The sequence below is a fragment of the Arenimonas metalli CF5-1 genome (assembly GCF_000747155.1).
Classification (GTDB): domain Bacteria; phylum Pseudomonadota; class Gammaproteobacteria; order Xanthomonadales; family Xanthomonadaceae; genus Arenimonas; species Arenimonas metalli.
In genome coordinates, this window is the sequence record NZ_AVCK01000044.1 from 52566 (window position 1) to 71763 (window position 19198).

14 protein-coding genes are annotated in these 19198 nt (G+C 59.3%); 8 read left to right on the forward strand and 6 right to left on the reverse strand.

The annotated features are described in order from the left end of the window. Positions 1 to 19: 19 nt before the first annotated feature. From N787_RS14785 to N787_RS15070, 5 genes are all read right to left on the reverse strand, one after another. Positions 20 to 2977 carry a DUF1156 domain-containing protein gene (locus tag N787_RS14785; protein WP_211252163.1) on the reverse strand — a complete coding sequence of 986 codons (2958 nt, stop codon included), beginning with the start codon at positions 2975 to 2977 and terminating at the stop codon, positions 20 to 22. Continuing rightward, positions 2968 to 3585 (reverse strand): NYN domain-containing protein, encoded by a 618-nt coding sequence (locus N787_RS14790; RefSeq protein WP_084590777.1) that lies wholly within the window; start codon positions 3583 to 3585, stop codon positions 2968 to 2970. The genes N787_RS14785 and N787_RS14790 overlap by 10 nt, the downstream gene beginning before the upstream one ends. Positions 3586 to 3727: 142 nt before the next feature. Continuing rightward, complete coding sequence (locus N787_RS11320) at positions 3728 to 4891, reverse strand: Fic family protein (RefSeq protein ID WP_034214104.1); 1164 nt, start codon at positions 4889 to 4891, stop codon at positions 3728 to 3730. 105 nt (positions 4892 to 4996) lie between these two features. Further along, entirely contained in the window at positions 4997 to 8518 is a 3522-nt protein-coding gene (locus N787_RS11325) for a helicase-related protein (RefSeq protein WP_034214105.1), read from the reverse strand. A gap of 83 nt (positions 8519 to 8601) precedes the next feature. Further along, complete coding sequence (locus N787_RS15070; protein WP_156969013.1) at positions 8602 to 9501, reverse strand: hypothetical protein; 900 nt, start codon at positions 9499 to 9501, stop codon at positions 8602 to 8604. A 594-nt stretch (positions 9502 to 10095) separates the two neighbouring features. On the opposite strand from N787_RS15070, the gene N787_RS11335 reads away from it, so the two are divergent. From N787_RS11335 to N787_RS11365, 8 genes are all read left to right on the forward strand, one after another. Continuing rightward, positions 10096 to 10614 (forward strand): TnsA endonuclease N-terminal domain-containing protein, encoded by a 519-nt coding sequence (locus N787_RS11335; protein WP_034214109.1) that lies wholly within the window; start codon positions 10096 to 10098, stop codon positions 10612 to 10614. Then, positions 10604 to 12379, forward strand: coding sequence for a Mu transposase C-terminal domain-containing protein (locus N787_RS11340; RefSeq protein WP_052575410.1), 1776 nt, complete (start codon positions 10604 to 10606; stop codon positions 12377 to 12379). Before N787_RS11335 ends, N787_RS11340 begins: the two co-directional genes overlap by 11 nt. Next, positions 12376 to 13389 carry a TniB family NTP-binding protein gene (locus N787_RS14450; protein ID WP_084590778.1) on the forward strand — a complete coding sequence of 338 codons (1014 nt, stop codon included), beginning with the start codon at positions 12376 to 12378 and terminating at the stop codon, positions 13387 to 13389. Before N787_RS11340 ends, N787_RS14450 begins: the two co-directional genes overlap by 4 nt. After that, positions 13379 to 14524 carry a TniQ family protein gene (locus N787_RS14795; RefSeq protein ID WP_084590779.1) on the forward strand — a complete coding sequence of 382 codons (1146 nt, stop codon included), beginning with the start codon at positions 13379 to 13381 and terminating at the stop codon, positions 14522 to 14524. The genes N787_RS14450 and N787_RS14795 overlap by 11 nt, the downstream gene beginning before the upstream one ends. Continuing rightward, positions 14511 to 14765: a BPSL0761 family protein gene (locus tag N787_RS14800; RefSeq protein WP_156969014.1), complete on the forward strand. Its 255-nt coding sequence runs from the start codon at positions 14511 to 14513 to the stop codon at positions 14763 to 14765. Before N787_RS14795 ends, N787_RS14800 begins: the two co-directional genes overlap by 14 nt. 56 nt (positions 14766 to 14821) lie before the next feature. Then, positions 14822 to 15109 (forward strand): hypothetical protein, encoded by a 288-nt coding sequence (locus N787_RS11355; protein WP_034214118.1) that lies wholly within the window; start codon positions 14822 to 14824, stop codon positions 15107 to 15109. Next, positions 15109 to 15531 carry an antitoxin Xre/MbcA/ParS toxin-binding domain-containing protein gene (locus N787_RS15475; RefSeq protein WP_052575412.1) on the forward strand — a complete coding sequence of 141 codons (423 nt, stop codon included), beginning with the start codon at positions 15109 to 15111 and terminating at the stop codon, positions 15529 to 15531. Before N787_RS11355 ends, N787_RS15475 begins: the two co-directional genes overlap by 1 nt. Positions 15532 to 15712: 181 nt before the next feature. Continuing rightward, positions 15713 to 18178: a hypothetical protein gene (locus N787_RS11365; protein WP_156969015.1), complete on the forward strand. Its 2466-nt coding sequence runs from the start codon at positions 15713 to 15715 to the stop codon at positions 18176 to 18178. 440 nt (positions 18179 to 18618) lie between these two features. On the opposite strand, the gene N787_RS11370 is transcribed toward N787_RS11365, so the two are convergent. Further along, positions 18619 to 19068, reverse strand: a complete 450-nt coding sequence (locus N787_RS11370; RefSeq protein WP_156969016.1) for a hypothetical protein — start codon at positions 19066 to 19068, stop codon at positions 18619 to 18621. Positions 19069 to 19198 lie beyond the last annotated feature (130 nt).

Here is a 19198-nt window from a genome sequence, read left to right on the forward strand (position 1 = left end):
ATTGGCTGGACTACCAGTTTCAGATATCCAATCTAGATTGTGCGCCCAGTTGTCCCAGATCATGAGACGCGGCTTCGATCGCATGCCACGTGGCAACAAGTTCGTTGTATCCGCGCGCATCCTCTGCCCAGCCTTTTCGCTCACACAGCGTATATAACCAAAATGCCAGTCGTCGAATATCGCTGCTTCTTTCCGGCATGCGGGCCAAGAGTGCGCCGGCTGCCGCTTCTCCACCTTGGCTCAACGCGCGCACAAGCTGATGCAAAGCCTCCCACGCGGGAGTCCTATTGTCGTGTTGCGGATCCCAACCAGCGGGATAGTCGGCAGGCCTCAACAGCTTCACCTTTCCGCCCTTCGCCGTGATCACTCCAGCCTGCTCCACTGCAAGGACAGAGGTGGCTTTTGCCTGGGCTAGCGTATTTGCTGTTCCGAACTCACCTGCGGACCATCCGAAATCCTGGAACCAGCCAAGACAGAAGTTAGTTCCAGCGTCAAACGTTTCGCCGCCTAGAACCTCATCGACCTGCTTGTTAATCAGTGTCAGCGCAGTGTGAACTGACATTGGCTCGCCGTTCGCTTCCAATACAGCTGAGTATCTGGAGAAGACACCCATTCCCGGTCCAATTGCAGCCTGGGCCAAATCAACCGGCGCAATTGGGGATAGATTTCCTTCTCCGCCGAGCATCGCCACAAGTGCATCCTCAAGCTCACCCTTGAGCTCCCGCAGAAATTCCTTGCGAGATACCGAAATAGCTTCCTTTGGCCTTGGCCTACACACAAGGATGATGCTCGACGCTAGCGCGTTACTGCCGACGCCAACCTGTCGATTGTCACCTTCAGTTTGCATTGGCCACGTTCCCGAGATCGAAAGTCCGGCCCGGATGACCGCGGCCAGAAAAGTCTCCCAGCCTGTAGAAGCCGTGCCTTTGCTCTTGGTTTCAGATTGCTTGAACGCGTAGTAGATGGTTATCGGGTACGCAGGGTGTGATGCGTCCGCAATCTGATGCATGGCGTCAGTCATGCCATCGAGAAAAAACTTCTCAGCCTCCTTTTTCCCGCCATGACGATACGGGGTCGCCACTAGCTCTTCCGCTTTTGGCACAACTAAGGTTGAGAACAAGCCAGGGAACTGACCACGAAGGATTCTTCGCATACAAACATAGAAGAAGTCCGAAAGATCCGCATAACCGATATTGTCGTAGTACGGTGGATCGGTGCTTATGACAGGCATTTTTCGCCATCCATCGGGGAAGGCACCTGCGGCGTTTCGCTGCATGGCGTGCCCCGGACTGCTGTCGAAGGGTGCTAAGGACGTCGCAACCACTTTCGAGACAACGTTCGCGCACTCGACAAAGCCAGCACTCGACTCTCCGAATGGATTGCCCTCTGCGAAGTCCCAAGTCATAGGCACAGCTTGCTTGGACATACCGGAGCGCATAGCACTGTCTTTTGGTCGCCAGGTTGAAATTGAACATCCATAGTCGTACGCCCGGCTTGCCGCAAAGGCGAGGTAGGTGGCGACACCCTCTGCATATGCGGTTGCGCCAGTTCCGCCGGCCTCAAGTCCGACCCCGTCATCTGGCATTCCTGCATTCACCGCATCAGATCGGATTTGGTCGCCTGCTTCACTTACTAGATCTGAGAGTGTGGAGAGCGCGACCAACTGGCGTGCAGTGAAGTAATCGCCGAAGACGTTGAAACCATATCTACGGCCAAGCGCATTACTGGCAAAAGTTCCACGGCAAGGCGTGTCTGGCGCCCAGCCCGGTGCCGCCGATTTTGCGATAGCCTCCATGTCATCGGTCGGGTCTAGGTAGACCCTGCCGCGGCTTCCTTCAGCAACGATTGCCATCAGCCTTGCGCCCATGCGCCCAGCATTCGCTTCTTCATCCACATACTCATACTTTATAGGCGTATCCGACATGAGGCACCGGAACGAGCCTTGAGAAACTTTCGTCCCCCCTTTCGCCCCAACCGGTGGCTTGCCGTGACCGGCGATAGCTGTACGGACCTCAAAACGGTAGGTGCCTCCAGTTGTTACTGGCTGAACCCATGCCTCTTTGCCTGGCTTAGTGGAAAGCAAGAACGTTGACGCCAGTGGTACTTGGACTTCCGTGTACGCAGGGTTCGGACTCTTCACTGTGCGCGCCCACAGCCAAGCTACGATTGTTAGATTCTGGCCAGCCAGCGACTTTAGGTCTGACCTAGCCTCTGCCATCTCTTTAGTTATTCTGATCCTGGGATATAGGTGTCCAATTCGCCTTTCCGCCTCGTCCCTGATCCAGTGCCCGTAGCGCCGAATATCCTCGGCTAGCCCCTTGCCACCTGACCAGTCCTCGTGCATTTCTCGCGTACGGCGTTCGGTTGCCTCCTTGTTCCGAGGCAGAGGCCCAACGGCTGGGCGGCCTGCGAACTTTGGCGGGATCTCAATCATTGCCTTGTTGAGTACGACCGCAACCGGATTTAGATCGGATGCGTGTGAGTCCAGGCCCAGGCGTTGCGCCTCGAGCGGGATCGATCCACTACCTCCAAACGGGTCGTAGAAAGCCGGGAGGTTCTCCGGGTTGAAAAGTTCGGTGGCGTTCGGATGCCTCGCGTTTAAACGACACGTTTCTTGCCAACTGCGTCGTATCTCTTCGCGTGCGGCCCTGAGGATCGTTTGATCGTTAGTATTTTCCCAGAGGACCAATTTCCGAATAATTTCAAAAAGCCGCTCTCGCTCACGCGCAGCGTCCTTCTTGTTCATTCCCCGTTGAAATCCTTGGCCGGACTCATACCCGGGGTCGTTGACGAGCTGAGCAAAAAGCACCGCGCGCGCCGCGGCGGGTGGGCGCTGAGCCCACCACTTGTGTAGCGCAGTCGGATAGCCCGATGGAGCTTTTCTCTTTCGCAACGAGGCTTCGGCGTTGATATCCGCCAATGGCAGTGCAACCTCAATAAGTTTCTTTGGCGATCGAATGGGCATCGTTACTTCCATGTTGTTGGGCGCGACAGGACAAAGCCGTCAGGCTTCGTCAGTTGCTCCGGAAATTGACTTGCTCGCAACTTGTCTTCGCCAATCGTTAGGTGGCCATTCGCCACTCTTTTGAGTTCGGAAGAATGTCTCTTCGGAGGAAATGCGATGATGACTCGTTTTGACGGGTATCTCTCGCGAATCTTTTGGATTGGCGTTGTAAGGTCGCTATCGCCAGAAATAACAAGCGCAGTATCGAAAGCGTCGTCAAAGGCATCCGCCATCATTTGGATGGCAATGTTCACGTCTGTCATCTTTTCTTCGTAGTCCGGCCAACTCGCCTGGCACTTTCTGCACGTTCTTGTCTTCTCAAGATAGTGTCCGAACTGGCACTGAGCGCCGCTACACTGCAGAGCTTCAATGTAAGTGTTCTGACGCTTCTGATCTTCTTGGTTCTTTCCGTTGTCTCGGATACGTGCGGTGAAGTAGTGGACTGCAGACAATGTTTGACCTTCCTTCAACAGGTTGGTCGAAAGAGCTCTGGCATCCAGCCAGTAGAGTCGTTTATAGCCAGAGTTCTTCAATCCAAAGTACAGGTTGAAGCCGTCTACATAGGCAATGACCCGGGTCATGCCGCCTCCTGAATAGCCGGCAGATCGCTATTGACTCCGGCGACGCCTAGAGGCGACACTATGGGCCTAACCCCGCTGGAGATAGCATCTCCGGCCCGACGCCCGCCACAAGCGGGCGTCTCTTTTTGTGGGTTCCGAGGCCTCATTTCCCGCCCCCGAGCACTCCGGTAAAGGCGGGCCAAAGCTGCCCCTGACCATCAGCCCGCAGCAGGCCGAGCTCCAAGATCCGCTTAAGGTCTCTTTGGCGAGTCTTGTCCGTCTTCTTCAGATACATGGCTTGGTAACGGGGATCCCCCCGCATGGCGGTCAGTGGCAATGGGCGACCATGCTCAATGACGTGTCTGACGATAGCGTATTGCCGCGGGTTGATTTGCTTGTTGTCCAAGTGCTGCCTGACGACAGCATCAAATAGAAGCATCCCGACCATCTCGTTGACGCGATCATGTAACCGGTCAATGACGATGCGAAGCCCGTCGAGATGGAATGCGACGAAAGTAGTGTTGGGGAACTCTTCTTTCTTTTCCTCAGCCCTGCGCACTGCATTGAACAGGGTGAAATACTCGTGGATATGCTCTTGGTAATATTTTGCCAACGCAAAGGGGGCGTACTTGTAGCCTGCGTGACGCAGCAAAGTTGCTTCGAGAACGCGACCTACACGGCCATTTCCGTCCCAGAACGGATGAATCAGCTCGTAGTAAAGATGCACCAGAGGCGCGCGCAGCAAGGGGGATATTCCGGCATCAACAAGATCTTGATGCCAGCTGACCAATCCATCCAGCAACCGTGAGATGTCCCTTCCGTTTTGGGGCGGCTTGTACCGTCCACCATGCTCTACGTCACCGACGAACGTGGGCCGTTCCTTTGGATTATCGCGAAGGAGTCCAGGCCGATTATCAGGATGCGGGAGATCACGACAGATCTCTGAGTGCACGGCTCGAATGTAGTTGACGGAGAAGCGCCAATCTGGATCTTCGGAGGAAGCTACGGCGAGGTCATAGGCAGCCTTAATGTTCCTGACCCGAACCTCCTGCTCGGCTTGGACCGTTGCCGGATCGAGGTCGAGAGCTCGCCCTGTCTCCTCTTCAGTGAGATTGGCGCCCTCAATGGTGTTTGTACCGAATACGGATTGGACCAGGACCTCTCGCTGCAGTTGGTTGGCTACCCGAGCCAGCGGGGAGGCGCTGAACCGGCGCCAAGCATCTTCGGCCCGCACCATAGGAACGGCGATAGCGGTCAGGTCGACCCCAACTTGGAACGTGAAGGGGCCAAAGCGTTCGGTTTCGATTCGGAGGATGGGTGTAGTCATCCCCGGATTATGGGCCTAGAAATGTCTATCTACAAATCTTCTTATTTGCTTTTTAAAACAGACATTTATGCCTTTCTTTTCCACGAACATGTCCGAGGCAATGTCCTATTTTATGTTGCGTTTTGCCCTCTTCAGTAGAGCAGCAAGGTCCAGATTGATGCTGGCGACCGCCCAGCCCGGCTCTGTATCGAACGGCTTGTCCAGGTAGAACGGGCCCTCCGGCTGCCCGTCCTCGCCCACCAGGACGATCGCCAGCAGGAACTGGTCCGGCTTGTTCAGGGCGGTGATGATCTCGTTCCGGGTGACCGTCAGCGTGGTTGCGCCTTTCGCCCGGCCCTTCACTTCGATCAGCCTGGCGTCCTGAAGCCTTCCGCCCGCGGTAGGCGCGTGGGAGGTGATGTCCCAGCCGCACTTCTCAGCCGACACATCCTTGGTTACATGCCCCAGCGCTGCCTCAGCCGCGAAAACGGCCTCCATGGCGATCCGCTCGATACGGGCACGGGCCGCTGCGTCGGCGGCGAACAGGCCCGGGCTTCGGCCCGGCTCGGCGAACAGCCCTGCGGGTAGAACCAGGGCACCGCCCACGATCACCGGGGTGGCGGATACAAGGTGGCGCATCGACTCCAGTTCCCTCTCCCGGGCCTGAAGGCGAGCCGTGAGCTCCTCCGCGCGCTTCTTGAGCTGGTCGGGCTGCATGCGGGGCTGCCTTCCCGCACGGACCTCTGCCTCCAGCTCAATGTAGCGGTGGGTCAGGTAGTTGATCTCCTTGATCAGGCGCTCCCTGACGGCCACGTGGATCTTGTCCGTCTGGGCAAGGCGGCGGGTTCGGACTTCTTCGTAGTGCTCCGGCACGATCGCGCTGGAGGCATAGGCGAGCGCCTTCGTCTCGATACCGGACTTCAGCCATGGCTGGTCGAGAAGGCTGGCCGCGGCCGCCATCTGGTCTGCGGCCAGGGGGATGAGATCCAGGTGAGGCGCCCAGCCAGCGAAGTGGGTCTCGCCGCTAGGAGAAACGGAGACGAACTGGAGACGGCGGGACACCGTCTTGGCGTCGTCACCCGCGCCCTCCCGGACGCTGTGATCGATCAACAGGAGCAGCCGGGGTTCAGTGCCGTCGTCCGCCGGGTCGAGAAGTACCGTGCCCTGCTTGAGGCGGGAGCGCTGGTTCTCGAGCATCAGGTCCAGCACCGATCCCATCAAGGGGTGGGCCGGATGGATCAGGTCCGCGAGCGGCTTCCCGTCAACGCGGACATCTTTCTTCTCGAAGCAGACACGGTGGTAGCCACGAAGCACCGGGGTTCGGGTTTCGCCGATGGTCCGGTCACGCTCCCGGATAACGGCCGGGACATGCGGGATCTCGAAGCGTCCGGACTCGCGTGGCCGGGCCTCGCCACCCAAGCGCTCCAAGGCCTCTAGGAAGAAGGAGCGAATGAAGTGCGGTTGGAGCTTCCGCGCCTCGGCCTTGTCCATCTCTTCCTTGATGGCGTACAGGGACTCCAGGGACATGTGGTTGTCGACCAACGCATTGCGCTTGAAGATCTCCTTGAGCTTCTCGGAGTCCAGCGTGTTGTCGATGACCTCGTGCAGCCTGGCCTTCACCTCTGCGCTCTCGCCGTAGCGGATGGCTTCGACCAGAAGGTCCTTCAGGGACTGGTTGTCGAAGGCCTCGCCCAGGACATCAAAGACCCGGCCGCCCAGCGCCAGCTTCTCGATCTCGATTTTCTCGAACAGGCGCCGGAATACATCACCCTCGCGGGTCTCGCTGGCCACAAGGTTCCAGAGGTGGCAAACCTCCCTCTGGCCGATGCGGTGGATTCGGCCGAAACGCTGCTCGATTCGGTTCGGGTTCCAGGGCAGGTCGTAGTTAACCATCAGGTTGGCGTTCTGGAGATTCACGCCCTCGCCGGCGGCATCGGTTGCCACCAGCACCAGAACCTCCTTGTTCTGGCGGAATTCTTCCTGGATCTTCCGCCGCTCGTCGCGATTGGTACCGCCATGGATCGTCACTACCGCCGAAGGCTTGCCCAGCAGGCCGCCGATCTTGGCGGACAAGTAGTTCAGGGTGTCGCGGTACTCCGTAAAGATGATGATCTTCCGACGGTTTCCCTGCGAGTCGCGCATCTCCGGCTGCTCTTGCAGGATCTGGGACAGCTGTTCCCATTTCTTGTCGCTGCCGGACGTGACGACACCGGCCGCCTCGTGCTCGAGGGACTTGAGGATGAAGATTTCGGCTTCGAGTTCCTGAATGGTCTCCGCGGCTGATGCCTGGTCGACCACTTGCTCGGCGAAGTTCTCGTAGTCCTCGGGCGTCAGGGCGTCCTCGGACTCGTCGATGTTCTCCGGTACATCGATCACCACCGGCTTATAGGTGGTGAGGGTCTGGCCGAGACGATTGCCTCTGGCGACGACCTTCATCTCCTCGAGTCGGTCCTCGAGGCGCTTCTTTCTGCGCTTGAGGGATTGGAAGATAGCTTCCGGACTGGATGCCAGCCTGCGCTGCAGTTGGGTCAGAGCAAACCCGACGTTGCCCTTCTTCCTCTGGTCATCGAGGTTGTCCGCACGGTTCATCTCGTTACGGACGTAGTCGGTGACGTGCGCGTACAGCGACGCTTCCCGCTCTGACAGGAGGTAGTTGGCAGTGTAGGCCTTGCGCTCGGGGAACAGCCTTGTGCCGTCGAACTTCAGCAACTCTTCCTTGACCATGCGCCGCATCAGATCCGTCACATCGACCTTGTGCGCGCCTTCCCTGAACTTGCCGTAGAAGCGGTCGCTATCGATCAGGGATAGGAACAACTGGAAATCTTCTTCCTTGCCGTTGTGCGGGGTCGCCGTCATCAGCAGGAAGTGACGCGTGATCGATCCCAGCAGCTTGCCCAGCTTGAACCGGAGTGTCTCATTGACCTGGTTGCCGAAATAGTTGGCCGAGAGCTTGTGCGCTTCGTCGACCACGATCAGGTCCCAGTGCGTCGCATTCAGCTTCTCCTGGAGCTCCTCACTTCGAGACAGCTGGTCGAGCCGGGCGATTACCTGATCCTGCTCGTCGAAGTAATTTCCGCTGGCAGAAGACTCCTGCTTCTCCTTGCTGAAGATGTCGAACTTCAGCCCGAACTTCTCCCAGAGCTCGTCCTGCCACTGCCCCGACAACGAACCAGGGGAAACAATGAGGATGCGGTGGGCGTCGGAGCGCATGATCAGCTCACGAATCAGCAGGCCAGCCATGATGGTCTTGCCTGCGCCGGGATCATCCGCCAGAACGAAGCGCAGCGGCTGGCGAGGCAGCATCGCCTCATAAACAGCCGAGATCTGATGGGGAAGCGGCTCCACATCCGAGGTGTGCACGGCCATCATGGGATCGAACAGATGGGCAAGCTTGATTCGATAGGCCTCGGTGGCCAGCTTGAAGTCTTCCGCTGGGGCATCGAAAGCCCAAGGGCGTCCGACACTCGCGATGTTGAGCGAGGCTTCATGCGACCGGAAAAGCATTTGCTCCGATATGGAGTTATCTGCCCGCTTGAAGTAGACCGTAAAGGCATCGGCGCCAACTGGTTCGCTGGACACGACGGTTACGGGTCCGGAAGGATCAATGCCGGAAACCAGAGCGCCCGCTTTAATGTCTTCCAGTTTCACGCTTAAGCCCCTAGTAATAGTTAGAACAAGATCTTAATCAGTGCATCGCCTGCAATTTTCTGGAAGTGTGAGGCGTCGTCTCACTATCCCAGAGCTATTACCCCAGATTGAACAAGGTCCTCATATTCGGAAAGCAGAATTGGATTGATCCATCGATCCGAGGCCAATGGGCCAAACCTTTCATCGATGACTTCATCGCAAGCGGAAAGCCAGAGTGCAACATGGGCTCGAATCTCGCTGACTGGCAAGTACGCGACTTCCTTACGTTCGGCTTGGCGAAGGAATCTCGCCACTTCTTCGGACCGACTGGAGAGACTTGATCGATCGCCGAACAAAGTTGCTTCCGCCACATAACCCGCCAGCAGATCAAGGTGCTGCGGCTGGGGATTCCGTGTCCAAGGCTCGTACCTTCGAACATATGGCTTCGAAATGTCCGGCTTTGCGTTCTCAATCATGGCTTGTGAGTAGAAGTGCGTTCGAACCTGCCTTGTCCTGATCAGACCCAGCTTGCCGAGAGTCTGCTTCATGTAGTTTTGGAGCAAGTCAGCGCGGTAGTTGGCACTGGACCAGACACTCCAGACACCCTGTTTGAACCATGCCGCAGCCCGTGGACAAGAGGCCTGGGTCGCCTCCACCAAGTTCACTGGTAGCAGTACGAAGGCCTGGCCCTCTGCCTCAGCCCGAGTCCGGCCCTTCCAACCCTTCGGAGCGTGTCTTGCCTGGACGCGAACAGACGAGGCAGTTGGGTCAAACCCCTTGTCCCTGATGTTCTGAAAGGTCCTGAGGCGCTTTCCTTCGGCCACCACCATGTCCTGCGCCCACCTGGGGAGCTGCGGAATCACGAACCGCCTGTGCAAATCGGCATAGGAGGTTGCGCCCTTGTTCTCCGTCATCTCAGCGTCGCTGAGGCCCAACTCAGCCATGCACGCCGAGTACCAGGTGCGTGCGCGCAGCGAATTTGAGGACTTCTCGAGCTCATTCATGGCGGCAACCAATTTACCCGAGTTCGTTGCCTCTTGGTTTCCGGTCCGGGCGTCCAGATCATTGGTCCCGACCAGAGGCAACGAGGGGCAACCAGTGGCAACGAGAAGTGACACCGACCTCCAGGGGAAGGTGAGTGGCGGGGTTCCGGCCGAGTCCCTGGCGGACGACCTGCTGAGGACCCATGGACATGTCGTCGGCGGGGAGGCGTTGTACCGACTGCTCGGATACGGGTCCGCCGATGCGTTCCAGCAGGCACTGCGCAGGGAGGGCGTTGGGCTCCCCGTGTTCGCCCTGCCGGGCCGACGGGGAAAGTTCGCCATGACACGGGACGTTTCCGCCTTTCTGCTCCGGCATCGCGACCAGGCCATCGACCACAACCAAGGAGGACAAACGACCACCTAAAAGTCCCAACCCCGGAAACGCAAAAGCCCGACCACTGGAATGGCCGGGCTCTGCGAATCTTCAAGCGGTCAGATTAGGTCCCTGACGCCTGAAGCTTCGCACCACCGATAGGACGCCGTCAACCCAACTTGGCGTCCCACGGGCGGTTGCGTGTCCGGATTTCCATATCCCACGACACAGGAGCTTCAAACATGTTCTTCCTTCAGGAAACGGCCCCGGATCACTATCCGCCCGCCACGGTTCGCCCGCCCTCCGATACCGCCATCGTGCTGTCGGCTGCTTGGGCCGAGCGCAAGGTTCCGCTGTCGCGGGGCCACAACATCCGCGGGTACCACCCCGTTCGCCCGGGCCACGGCGCCATCGTCTTCGAATCGCTGATCGAGAGGGACACGATCAGTCTGTTTGCGTCCCAGCCCGAAGTCGAGAAGATCGTTTCTCAGCCGGTGACGATCTACTACATGTTCCAGAAGCGCCGCTTCCGGTACACGCCTGACCTGATGGTGGTCTGGCGCGACGTTCCGTCGGCGTGGGCCGATCGCGGTTTTCAGAAACGCACCTTCATTGAATGCAAGCCCCACGAGAAGCTCGATTCTCTTGGCGAGGCGCTTTCTCGCTCAGAGGCGGCCATGCTGGCGTTTGGGCAAGGGCCTCGCGTCCTGGTCACCCGTCGCGAGCTTTCTTCATGGGGGAGGACCGCCAATGGGCATTGAACTGAAGGTTGGCGCTGAGTACCTGCACAAGGGTGCAACGGTCTCGCTCGTTGCGGAGGCAGATGGCATTGCCATGGTCCAGCTAAAGGATTCTAGCCATGTGCTTCCGGCGATGGTGTCTGAACTGAGTCCCGTTCCGACCGCCAATGAAAAGCTTCACAGCAGCATGGCCATCAAGGTCACGGACTGGGAGCGAGCGGCGTCGCTTGCCACAGCCATTCAACAGGGACTCAAGGACGAGGCTGGCCTTGGGGATCTCGTGAAGTCCATCGCGGCGGACTTTGAGGTCTCGACCCGTCAGGCTGCCAGGTATATCGCGAAATACCGTGAAAACGCAGGGCCGATGGCGCTTCTGCCCCAGAAACCGGGGCCCAAGGTTGGCACGCGCAACATGGCGGTGGAGATGGAGCTGATCATCGCCAAGAACATCGAGAGCGATTACCTGCGCGAGGAGAAGCCGTCCTTCGACCATCTTTACAACTGCATTTCCGTCGAATGCCGCCAAGCTGGCCTCAAGCCGCCCTGCAAAAACACCATTCGACGCCGCCTCTCGACCCTTGCTTCGGAGTTGAAGCTGCGTCGCCGTGAAGGTTCCAAGCGGGCCAAGGAGAAGCATGGATCGGCAGCCGGGCACGCCCCGGCGGACTATCCGCTTCAGCGGGTTGAGATCGATCACACCCTTTGTGACGTCATTCTCGTGGCCGACACCCCCGTCCGCGAGGTGCTAGGTCGGCCTTGGCTGACGCTTGCCATCGACGTGTTCAGCCGGATGGTAGTGGGAATGTACGTTTCGTTCGAGCGACCGTCGTCCGCCAGCGTGGCGATGTGCCTCGCGAACGCGCTGCTCCCCAAGGAAGCCTGGCTCGCTGCGAACGGTGTAGTCGGGGACTGGCCCTGCCAGGGCGTGATGGAAGAGATCATGTCCGACAACGCCATGGAGTTTCGGGCCATGGCTTTGCGGCGCGGCTGCGAGCAGATGTCGGTCAAGCTGCAGCACCGCCCTATTGGTTCACCCGAGATGGGCGCGTCGATTGAGCGGCTAATCGGAACGGTGATGGGTCGCGTTCACTTACTCCCCGGCACCACCCAGAGAAACACAGTTGAGAAGGGAGACTACGACGCGGAGAAGAAGGCCTTCATGACCCTTCGCGAGTTCTGCACCTGGCTCACCGAGCAGATCGTCTCCAACTATCACCTCAGTCTTCACAAGGGGATCAACAAGCCTCCGATCGTCGCTTGGAACAGCCATTTCGGCGATTCGCCGCCGAAGTTCAAGGGAACTCAGCTGGAAGTCCTTGGCGCATTCCTGCCTGCGGAGCAGCGGGTTCTCCGACGAGTGGGTGTCGAGTTCAAGGGGGGCAACTATTGGGACGACAAGTTCCTCAAATGGGTCGGTGATGACCACAAAGTTGCCGTGCACTACCACCCGCTTGACGCCTCTGTGGTCTACGTCCGTGTTCCGAATGGAGAGCTCGTCATCGCGAAGTGCTTCTCCCGCACACCTAGGGACGGGCTTGCCTTCGCGGATGTCCGGCGCCGAGGTTCGCAAGAGCGTGCCTCCGCCAAGGATCCGCGCATCGTCCAGAAGAAGGATGAGTCGCATGCCCGCATGAAGTCGCTTCTCGAAGAGTCGGCCAAGCGGACTGACGCGGCACGCAAGACGCCGCCGGCGCCGTCCGCGCCGGTCACCATGATGTCCCACGAGGCTGCGCCGCGGATCACCAAGTCCAGGCCTGCCCGCATTGCTGAGGGAGCTTGCGCATGACCAGCGAAACCGCGTTTGCGGAAGCCAACCCGTTGGAGGCCTCGGAATCGGTCGCCAGCAACGTTGCGGCTAAGGATGAGCATGCCGTAGCCAAGGATGGGGGCTCTCCTGAGAATTCCCACCTCGATGAAAACGTTGTTCCCGTCTTGTCTCTGTCCCTGGCTGAGCGGGCTCGGCACATCCTGTCTGACGTGACTTTGTACCACCCGAACTTCCTTGGGCTTTTGAACGAAGCCGAGTGGATGGTTCGCGAGCCTCGTCGAAGCCGTGCTCGCGGCATCTTCCTTGCTGCCGATCCTGGCATGGGCAAGACGCTGCTCTCCCAGGAGCTGGCGCGCATGTTCCCGATGCAGAACCGGCCTCGTGACTCGCTCAACGAGGGTGCGTGGTGCGCCGTCTCCATCTCCATGTCGGGCGCAAGGCGCACCAAAGCCGTACTGAATCGGATCCTGGAGGCTACTGGCGCGCCGATCGGCAAGACCGTGACGATTGGCGACCAGGAGATTGCAGTCGTGGCTCACCTGCGGCGGCTCAATTGTGGGCTGCTGATTCTCGATGAAACGCAGGATCTGCTGGGCGCCCAGGAGACGGAGCAGCTGCGGGTCATGGAAGTGATCAAGTACCTGATGAACGAGCTGAGCCTGCCGGTGCTCGCGCTTGGCACCAACCCTGAATCGACGCCCTTCAAGCTCGACCCTCACCTGGCCGCTCGCTTTGAAATCATGCCGCTGCCGGCGTGGGAGGTTGGAGACGACCTGGCTACCTTCCTCTCCGATTACGAGCGAACGCTTCCCCTGAAGCGGGCGAGCGGCCTGAGCAAGAAAAGCATCCAGGAGTTTCTTGTGAAGCGATCCGGCGGTATCACTGATGGCATCCTGCGGTGCCTGCGGAACGCCGCGCTGTGGGCCATGGTGGACGGTACGGAGAGGATCACCGTTGAGCTTCTTGGTCGCGCCAGGTATCGGCCGGATATCGAGTTCATCAAGCAGGAGCTGAACCATGCTGCTTGATGCCCCCCGGGGACCCAACCCCCTGATCCTCCGCACCGATCCTATGAACAAGGATGAGACGGTTTCTTCCTTCATCGATAGGGTGGGCGCGTCCTATGGACTCAGTCGCCTTGATCTCTTCAAGACGCTCGACTCCAACTGGCAATGGAGCGGTCGTTCGGCCGATGTCGACCGCAATCTGCCCAGGAACATCAACACTGCACTTGGGTCGGCCCTGGGCCTGGAGGCTCCTGCGTTCCCCCTGGAGCTTCAGAGCGTACCGAACGACTTCCTGGCCGCATCCTGGCGGAACGACTATTGCCCGCTGTGCTTCCAGGAGGATCTTGCCAGCCATCGGACGCCCTATTTCCGCTGGCAGTGGGCTTCCGAAAGCGCCACTTGTTGTCATCTGCACGGGAAGCCCCTGGTTCGTTGGCGGCGAATCAGGAAGTGCGGCGAGCGCGTTCTCCCACTGGCGTGGGCCGCTAGCCCGTCGCCCGCAACTGTGGACAAATGTCCTTGGCTGGCTTCGGACTTGGCCTTGGTGGGCCAAGCTAACGAGGATGCCCGCTCCGACGCAGCCATGACGCGTTTGGTGATGGCGTTCGAGCGCGGGTTCCTGAAGTTTCGTGTAGACGAGGCCAGCGGGCGCCGTGACTGCGTCGTTGCCTGGCCTGAGTTGGTTGAGCGCATTCGCGCTTTGGGCGCGAGCATGGAGGAGGGCGCCGACCTGCCCTTGGCGGCCCGCGTGCTCCCAGCCGAATCCGAGTTGTTTGGGCGCCCGCAGAGGATGCCGAAGCACGGCAAGTCTCGCGGGAGCATCCAGGTTGTCACCGACCCCTCTTCGGTTGCCTGGCGGAGAACGTTGAACTGGTTCGTCGCGAGGACGCTGCTTGGCCAAGGTGGGTTCCGGCCGGCCCTCAACGTAGGCGGACACGCCTGGATGGAGACCCTCGGACAGGCGACGGAGCACCCCGAACTGCGGGATCGCTTAAACAGGGCTTCGAGGGTCCTGGTGACCGCCGCCAAACAGCCCGCAGGTGGGCGCCTCAGGGAACGCGAACCGGACCAGCGATCCCGAGCCCAGTTCGAGGCGACGTGGGGCACCACTGGCCCCATCAAGGAAGCCAGCGGGGGCGCTCATGACCACGCCTGATGAGCGCACGCGCGCCCTGGTTCAGGCCGGGGCATTCCTGAAGGACCTGCGAGCTGACCCCACGCTACCCGAGTCCATCCGGTCAGAAGCTCATCGACTGCTTCGGCACTACCCATCGACCGGAGCGCTCCGACACATCGCCATGGCGATCGAAGCCCAGCCATGGATGCCCCAGCTCTCCGCCGAACATAACCCCGACTGGCTGCGCGGCTACCGGCACGGCGCGCACGAAGAAGGCTAGCCAACTACCTCGGCCGCTCCCATACGGCCACCCAATGTATCGACCAAGGAATACCTATGGACATCAACGAAGCCGTTGTTGCTTTCTCCCTTTATCACGCCACCGGCGAGGGGGTAACCCTCTTTGTCGTGATCGCCTCAAGCGTCAACCACGCTGAGCACGTGTTCAGGGACAAAGTCCCGGAGTACTACCACCCAGGCTTGACCACGTTCAAGTGGGACGACCCTTCTCCGGATTTCGCGGAGGTGAAGCGCTACATCCCGCAGCCGGTACTTGAGTTGCTCGCGAATAACCCGAAGGGCACGACTGAGCACTATTCGCACATGCACTACAACCTCTCGTGATGACCAAATCGGCTAGGTCAACAGATCGCAGCCACCTCGTTGGGCCTGCCTTGCGGGCCTTCTTTCGGATCGCGAGAAGGTGGAACCTATCCGCGGGCGAGGAGCGGTGCCTTCTCGGCCTGCCGGCTTGCTCGACGTTATATCGCTGGAGACGCGAGCACCGCGGCCGTCTTTCCAGCGACTCGATGGAGCGAATCAGCTGTGTCATAGGCATATACAGCGCGCTTCACGCCATATTCTCGGACGGGAGGCAGGCGGACAGCTGGATCAGGCGGCCAAATATTGCGCCGCAGTTCTCTGGGCAGACCGCGCTTGAATTGATGATGGTAGGACAGATGAATGGCCTTCGCGTTGTCCGCCGATATCTGGACGGACAGGTGGAGCCTGAGATCTTGCCCCAGCCCTATGCAATGTATAGCTGACCGTACGCAGCTGCCTCCGGAACGAAGATGCGAATATTTCTTGGTACTGGCCATCGCCGGGTTGCAGTTGGCTCGAGGCTCGCGCCAATATTGCGTAGCGTGGTTCACCGTGACACTTTAGCTGTTATCTGTCTGTCTGACTCTGGGAACGCATGGCTGCATTGGTGTCAGAAGTCCGACGGTGCCGCAGCACGTGAAGACGGGCCGCTCAACCACCGTCGGCGCCCCTCCGGTGCTTTCTTCCGGCGACATCGTCGCAGGTCTGGGGGCCGCACCGCGGGATTTTCTTTGCGCGTGCCTGGCCCTGTTTGACGACAGCACGCTGCAGCGACGCATCAGCACACTGATCGAGAAGTGGAAGTCGAATAGGACCGCAAGCAAAGAAACCGATGAAGCCGAAGCGGCTGCTGCGGTAAAGGGCAGTCTAGACGCGTGGCGCGAATCGAAGCTGACGGACGACGAGCTGCGTGTTCTGTTGTGGATGTATCTCCGCGAGGCGCTCGAACTTCCACCGCTCACGTTTGCTTCGTTGCGCGCTGCTGACACAGCTGCGGACGATCTAGTCGCACGGGCACTGCATTCCATCCAGCCCGGGCGCGCCGCCAAGCTAGCCGAGAAGTATGGGCTGAAGGAGCCTCGCGACCTCCCTACCACCCTCGACTCGCTCGCACGAAAGACGATGGAGGAACTGATGTCATCTTTCCTGCAGGCGACCGATGCCGGGTCCAAGCAGGTCAGAGAAGACCTCCTGTCCGAGACTCGAGCTCGACTTTCGCAGCTCCCTAAGGAGGATCGACAGCGCCTGATGGGTGCAGTTGGCAGCGACGAATTGAACGATGCCGCCCTGGGCAAGATCCTGATTACGGGTGGCGGTTTGGGTGCGTTCGGCGCCAGCGTCAGCTTGGCGGGTTTTTCCGCCTACATTCTTGCCGCTCAAGCATCTGCGTTCATTCCGCTGGTAAGCGGACCCGCCCTGGTGTCGGTCGTCGCAGTCCTTTCCAACCCCATTACCATTGTCGCTGCGACAGTCGGCATGGGCTGGTGGGCCACGCGCTCAGCGAACCAGCAGGTGCGCGGTGGGATAGCTGTGCGGGTCGTGTCGCTGCTGGCCCTGAATGGCTTGGATGCGGGTGTTGCCGGTGCGCGAGCCATGCCAGATGCGTTTTCAGCGCTCCAGAGCATGCGCGAATCCGGAGGGCTGCCGACAGAGGTTCTCGCCAGCTACCAGGCCGACTGGAAGCTGATTGAACCTGTGCGCAGAAGGGCGTCGAAGCTTGATCCTCGAGTAGCAGGGATCTTCGAGCGCCCGGTTGGCACGGACCCAGGCCTGGACAGGTTGAGCGGGCTGGCGGACGACCGGCGACGGGAACATCGCGAGGACGTTGTGCTAGCCGGGCTCACGCTCGGAGACATTCTATACAGCGCCTGGAGCCTGAACCCCATGGTCCTGGGTGCAGCCGATTTCTCACGGGTGGAGGATTTGGATGACCCCGTTGCATTCTCGGCTTTCGCGCACAAGATGGAAGCGATGCACTCCGATGCTGCGACTGGCGCCATCAGCAACCTGAAGGGATACGTCGCGGAGCGGGTTGTTGCAGCACAGTTGATGGAGCAAGGCCATCTCGTCGAATTTCCCGAGACCTCCAACCAGGCTGGTTGGGATATCTCGGTGGACGGGACGAAGTATCAGGTCAAAGATGTCGGCGACCTTTCTTCGCTCAAGAATCACTTCGATCGCGGCTATGACTATCCGGTGATCGCAAATTCGGAGCTTGCCGGTCAGCTGTCGGAGCGGTACGGAGACGCGCCGCCGGAGTGGACTGACCAGATCCATTTCGTGGAAGGCTACAGTAACCAAGTCGTGGAACATGTAACCCGATCATCGATCGAGGCCGGCGACGACATGTTGCATCCGGACGTTCCGCTGTTTGTCGTGGCCTTGAGCGGTATCCGAAATATCGAGCGCGTCCACAGGAACGAAATCACAGGAACCCAAGCGCTTCAAGAGGTCCTGCTTGATGGCGGAACGCGGGCAGGCTTGGCTGTCGCTGGGAACTACGCCGGCGTCGGGATTGGGTTGCTTGTTTTTGGCCCTGCGGGCGCACTGGTATTGGGTGCGGTCGTGCCTATCCTGACCCAGCGACAATCCGGGGCGATCAAGAACGCAATGGACGGCCTGATTCAGGACAAGACCTATCTCGCGTGGGAAGCGAGCGCCCGAGCTGCACTATCGTGCCTGATCGAGAAAGCTGACGATCTACTGAGAGAGAAGAGTGCGCTCCTGAAGGCAAGGCAACCCGAGGCCACGCCAGCCGCAATCAGCAGCTATATCAATGGACGGATCGGCGACGAGGTAGCGTTCCTTCGCGAAGCATGGTGTCGCTTGAAGAGCATCCGAGATGACAAGAGCTCGGCAGTAGAGATAACTACGCAGCGAACGATGTCCTGGCTAAGCACAAGCACGCTGTTTCCGCACACTTACCAGAAAGAGCTCAAGGCTCTTTCCGCTCTTTACCGAACCCGCCCGTCGACGGCAGATCGCGTGACCGTCGTGCTCAGCGACGTCGCCGAGAGGACTGTAGCAGCGACAAAGAAGGCGCGGGAATCGATTGGGGAATGGTTGTCGACAAGGCTGAGGAAGGACTGAGTCTTGTACGTGTTTTATCTGTTCAAATTCTGCGTAAGCTTGGAGTCGAGATGAGCCGAATTCTCGCTCCAACGTCAGGACCTACCGACTGGCGAAGGCTTTTGGCCGACCCGGAGAAGCATTGAGTCAGACGCAGGTCTACCTTCGAGACCGCGGCTCCCTGGGAGCATGCCCAGAAGACGAGCCGCGCGATCCCTGTCGAGATCGCTGAAGGACTGGATGAGCATGCCGACGTAGCCGGTCGACCTCAGACGGATGGCTTCTCGCCAGGCCCAAGGATTTGAGGGAAGAAGACTTACGGCGGAAATGATTTCGGATTGGCTCCGTGGCGACACGCTGGGTGCGCCTGACGAACCCTGATCGAGTGGTTGGGGTCAGCAGGGAACATAAGCCGCTGTTCTTGTGGGCGGCTTTATGGATCGTAGAGAAGCACGAGTACTTCACTCATTGAGCCGTAGTCGCGCCTGCTCGATTGCCCGGGACGAGAACTGCTCGGGGAAGCGAAGCACTAGTCTCTCCCACAAGAACTCTTCAAGGCCAGCATCGATCATCTCCTGAAAGCCGTCCGTCGGCGCGGCCCTGCTTACCGTGTCGTCGACAGTTGAGACGATGTCGCCATTCCGATTGGCGATGGCCCTGCGGGTGTAGTTGGCACGCCAGTGTGTTTTTCCTTGAGAACGGCGGTGTTCTTCGATGGCGTAGATGCCATTCCATGCCTCGACCTCAACATGCTTGGTTGCACCGTGCTGGGCGGCCTGAAGCACGATCTTTCTCTTCCGGGCCAACAAAGCAAGTTCGCTGTTCCCGGCTTTCAGAGCATTGGCAATGAGGCTATCGCACTGGGCAGGCGTCTTTGCCGTTTCGGCGTAATCTTGATTGGTCTTCGCCATAACACCCTCTCTCAAGTTTTATCAAGGCGCAGAACTGGTGACGAGGCAAAGCCCTCGGCAGCAATATCCGAACAGGGCTTGTCCCTAATTCTGTTTCACCGTCGACGATGCCGCCCTTTCGTAATTGCGT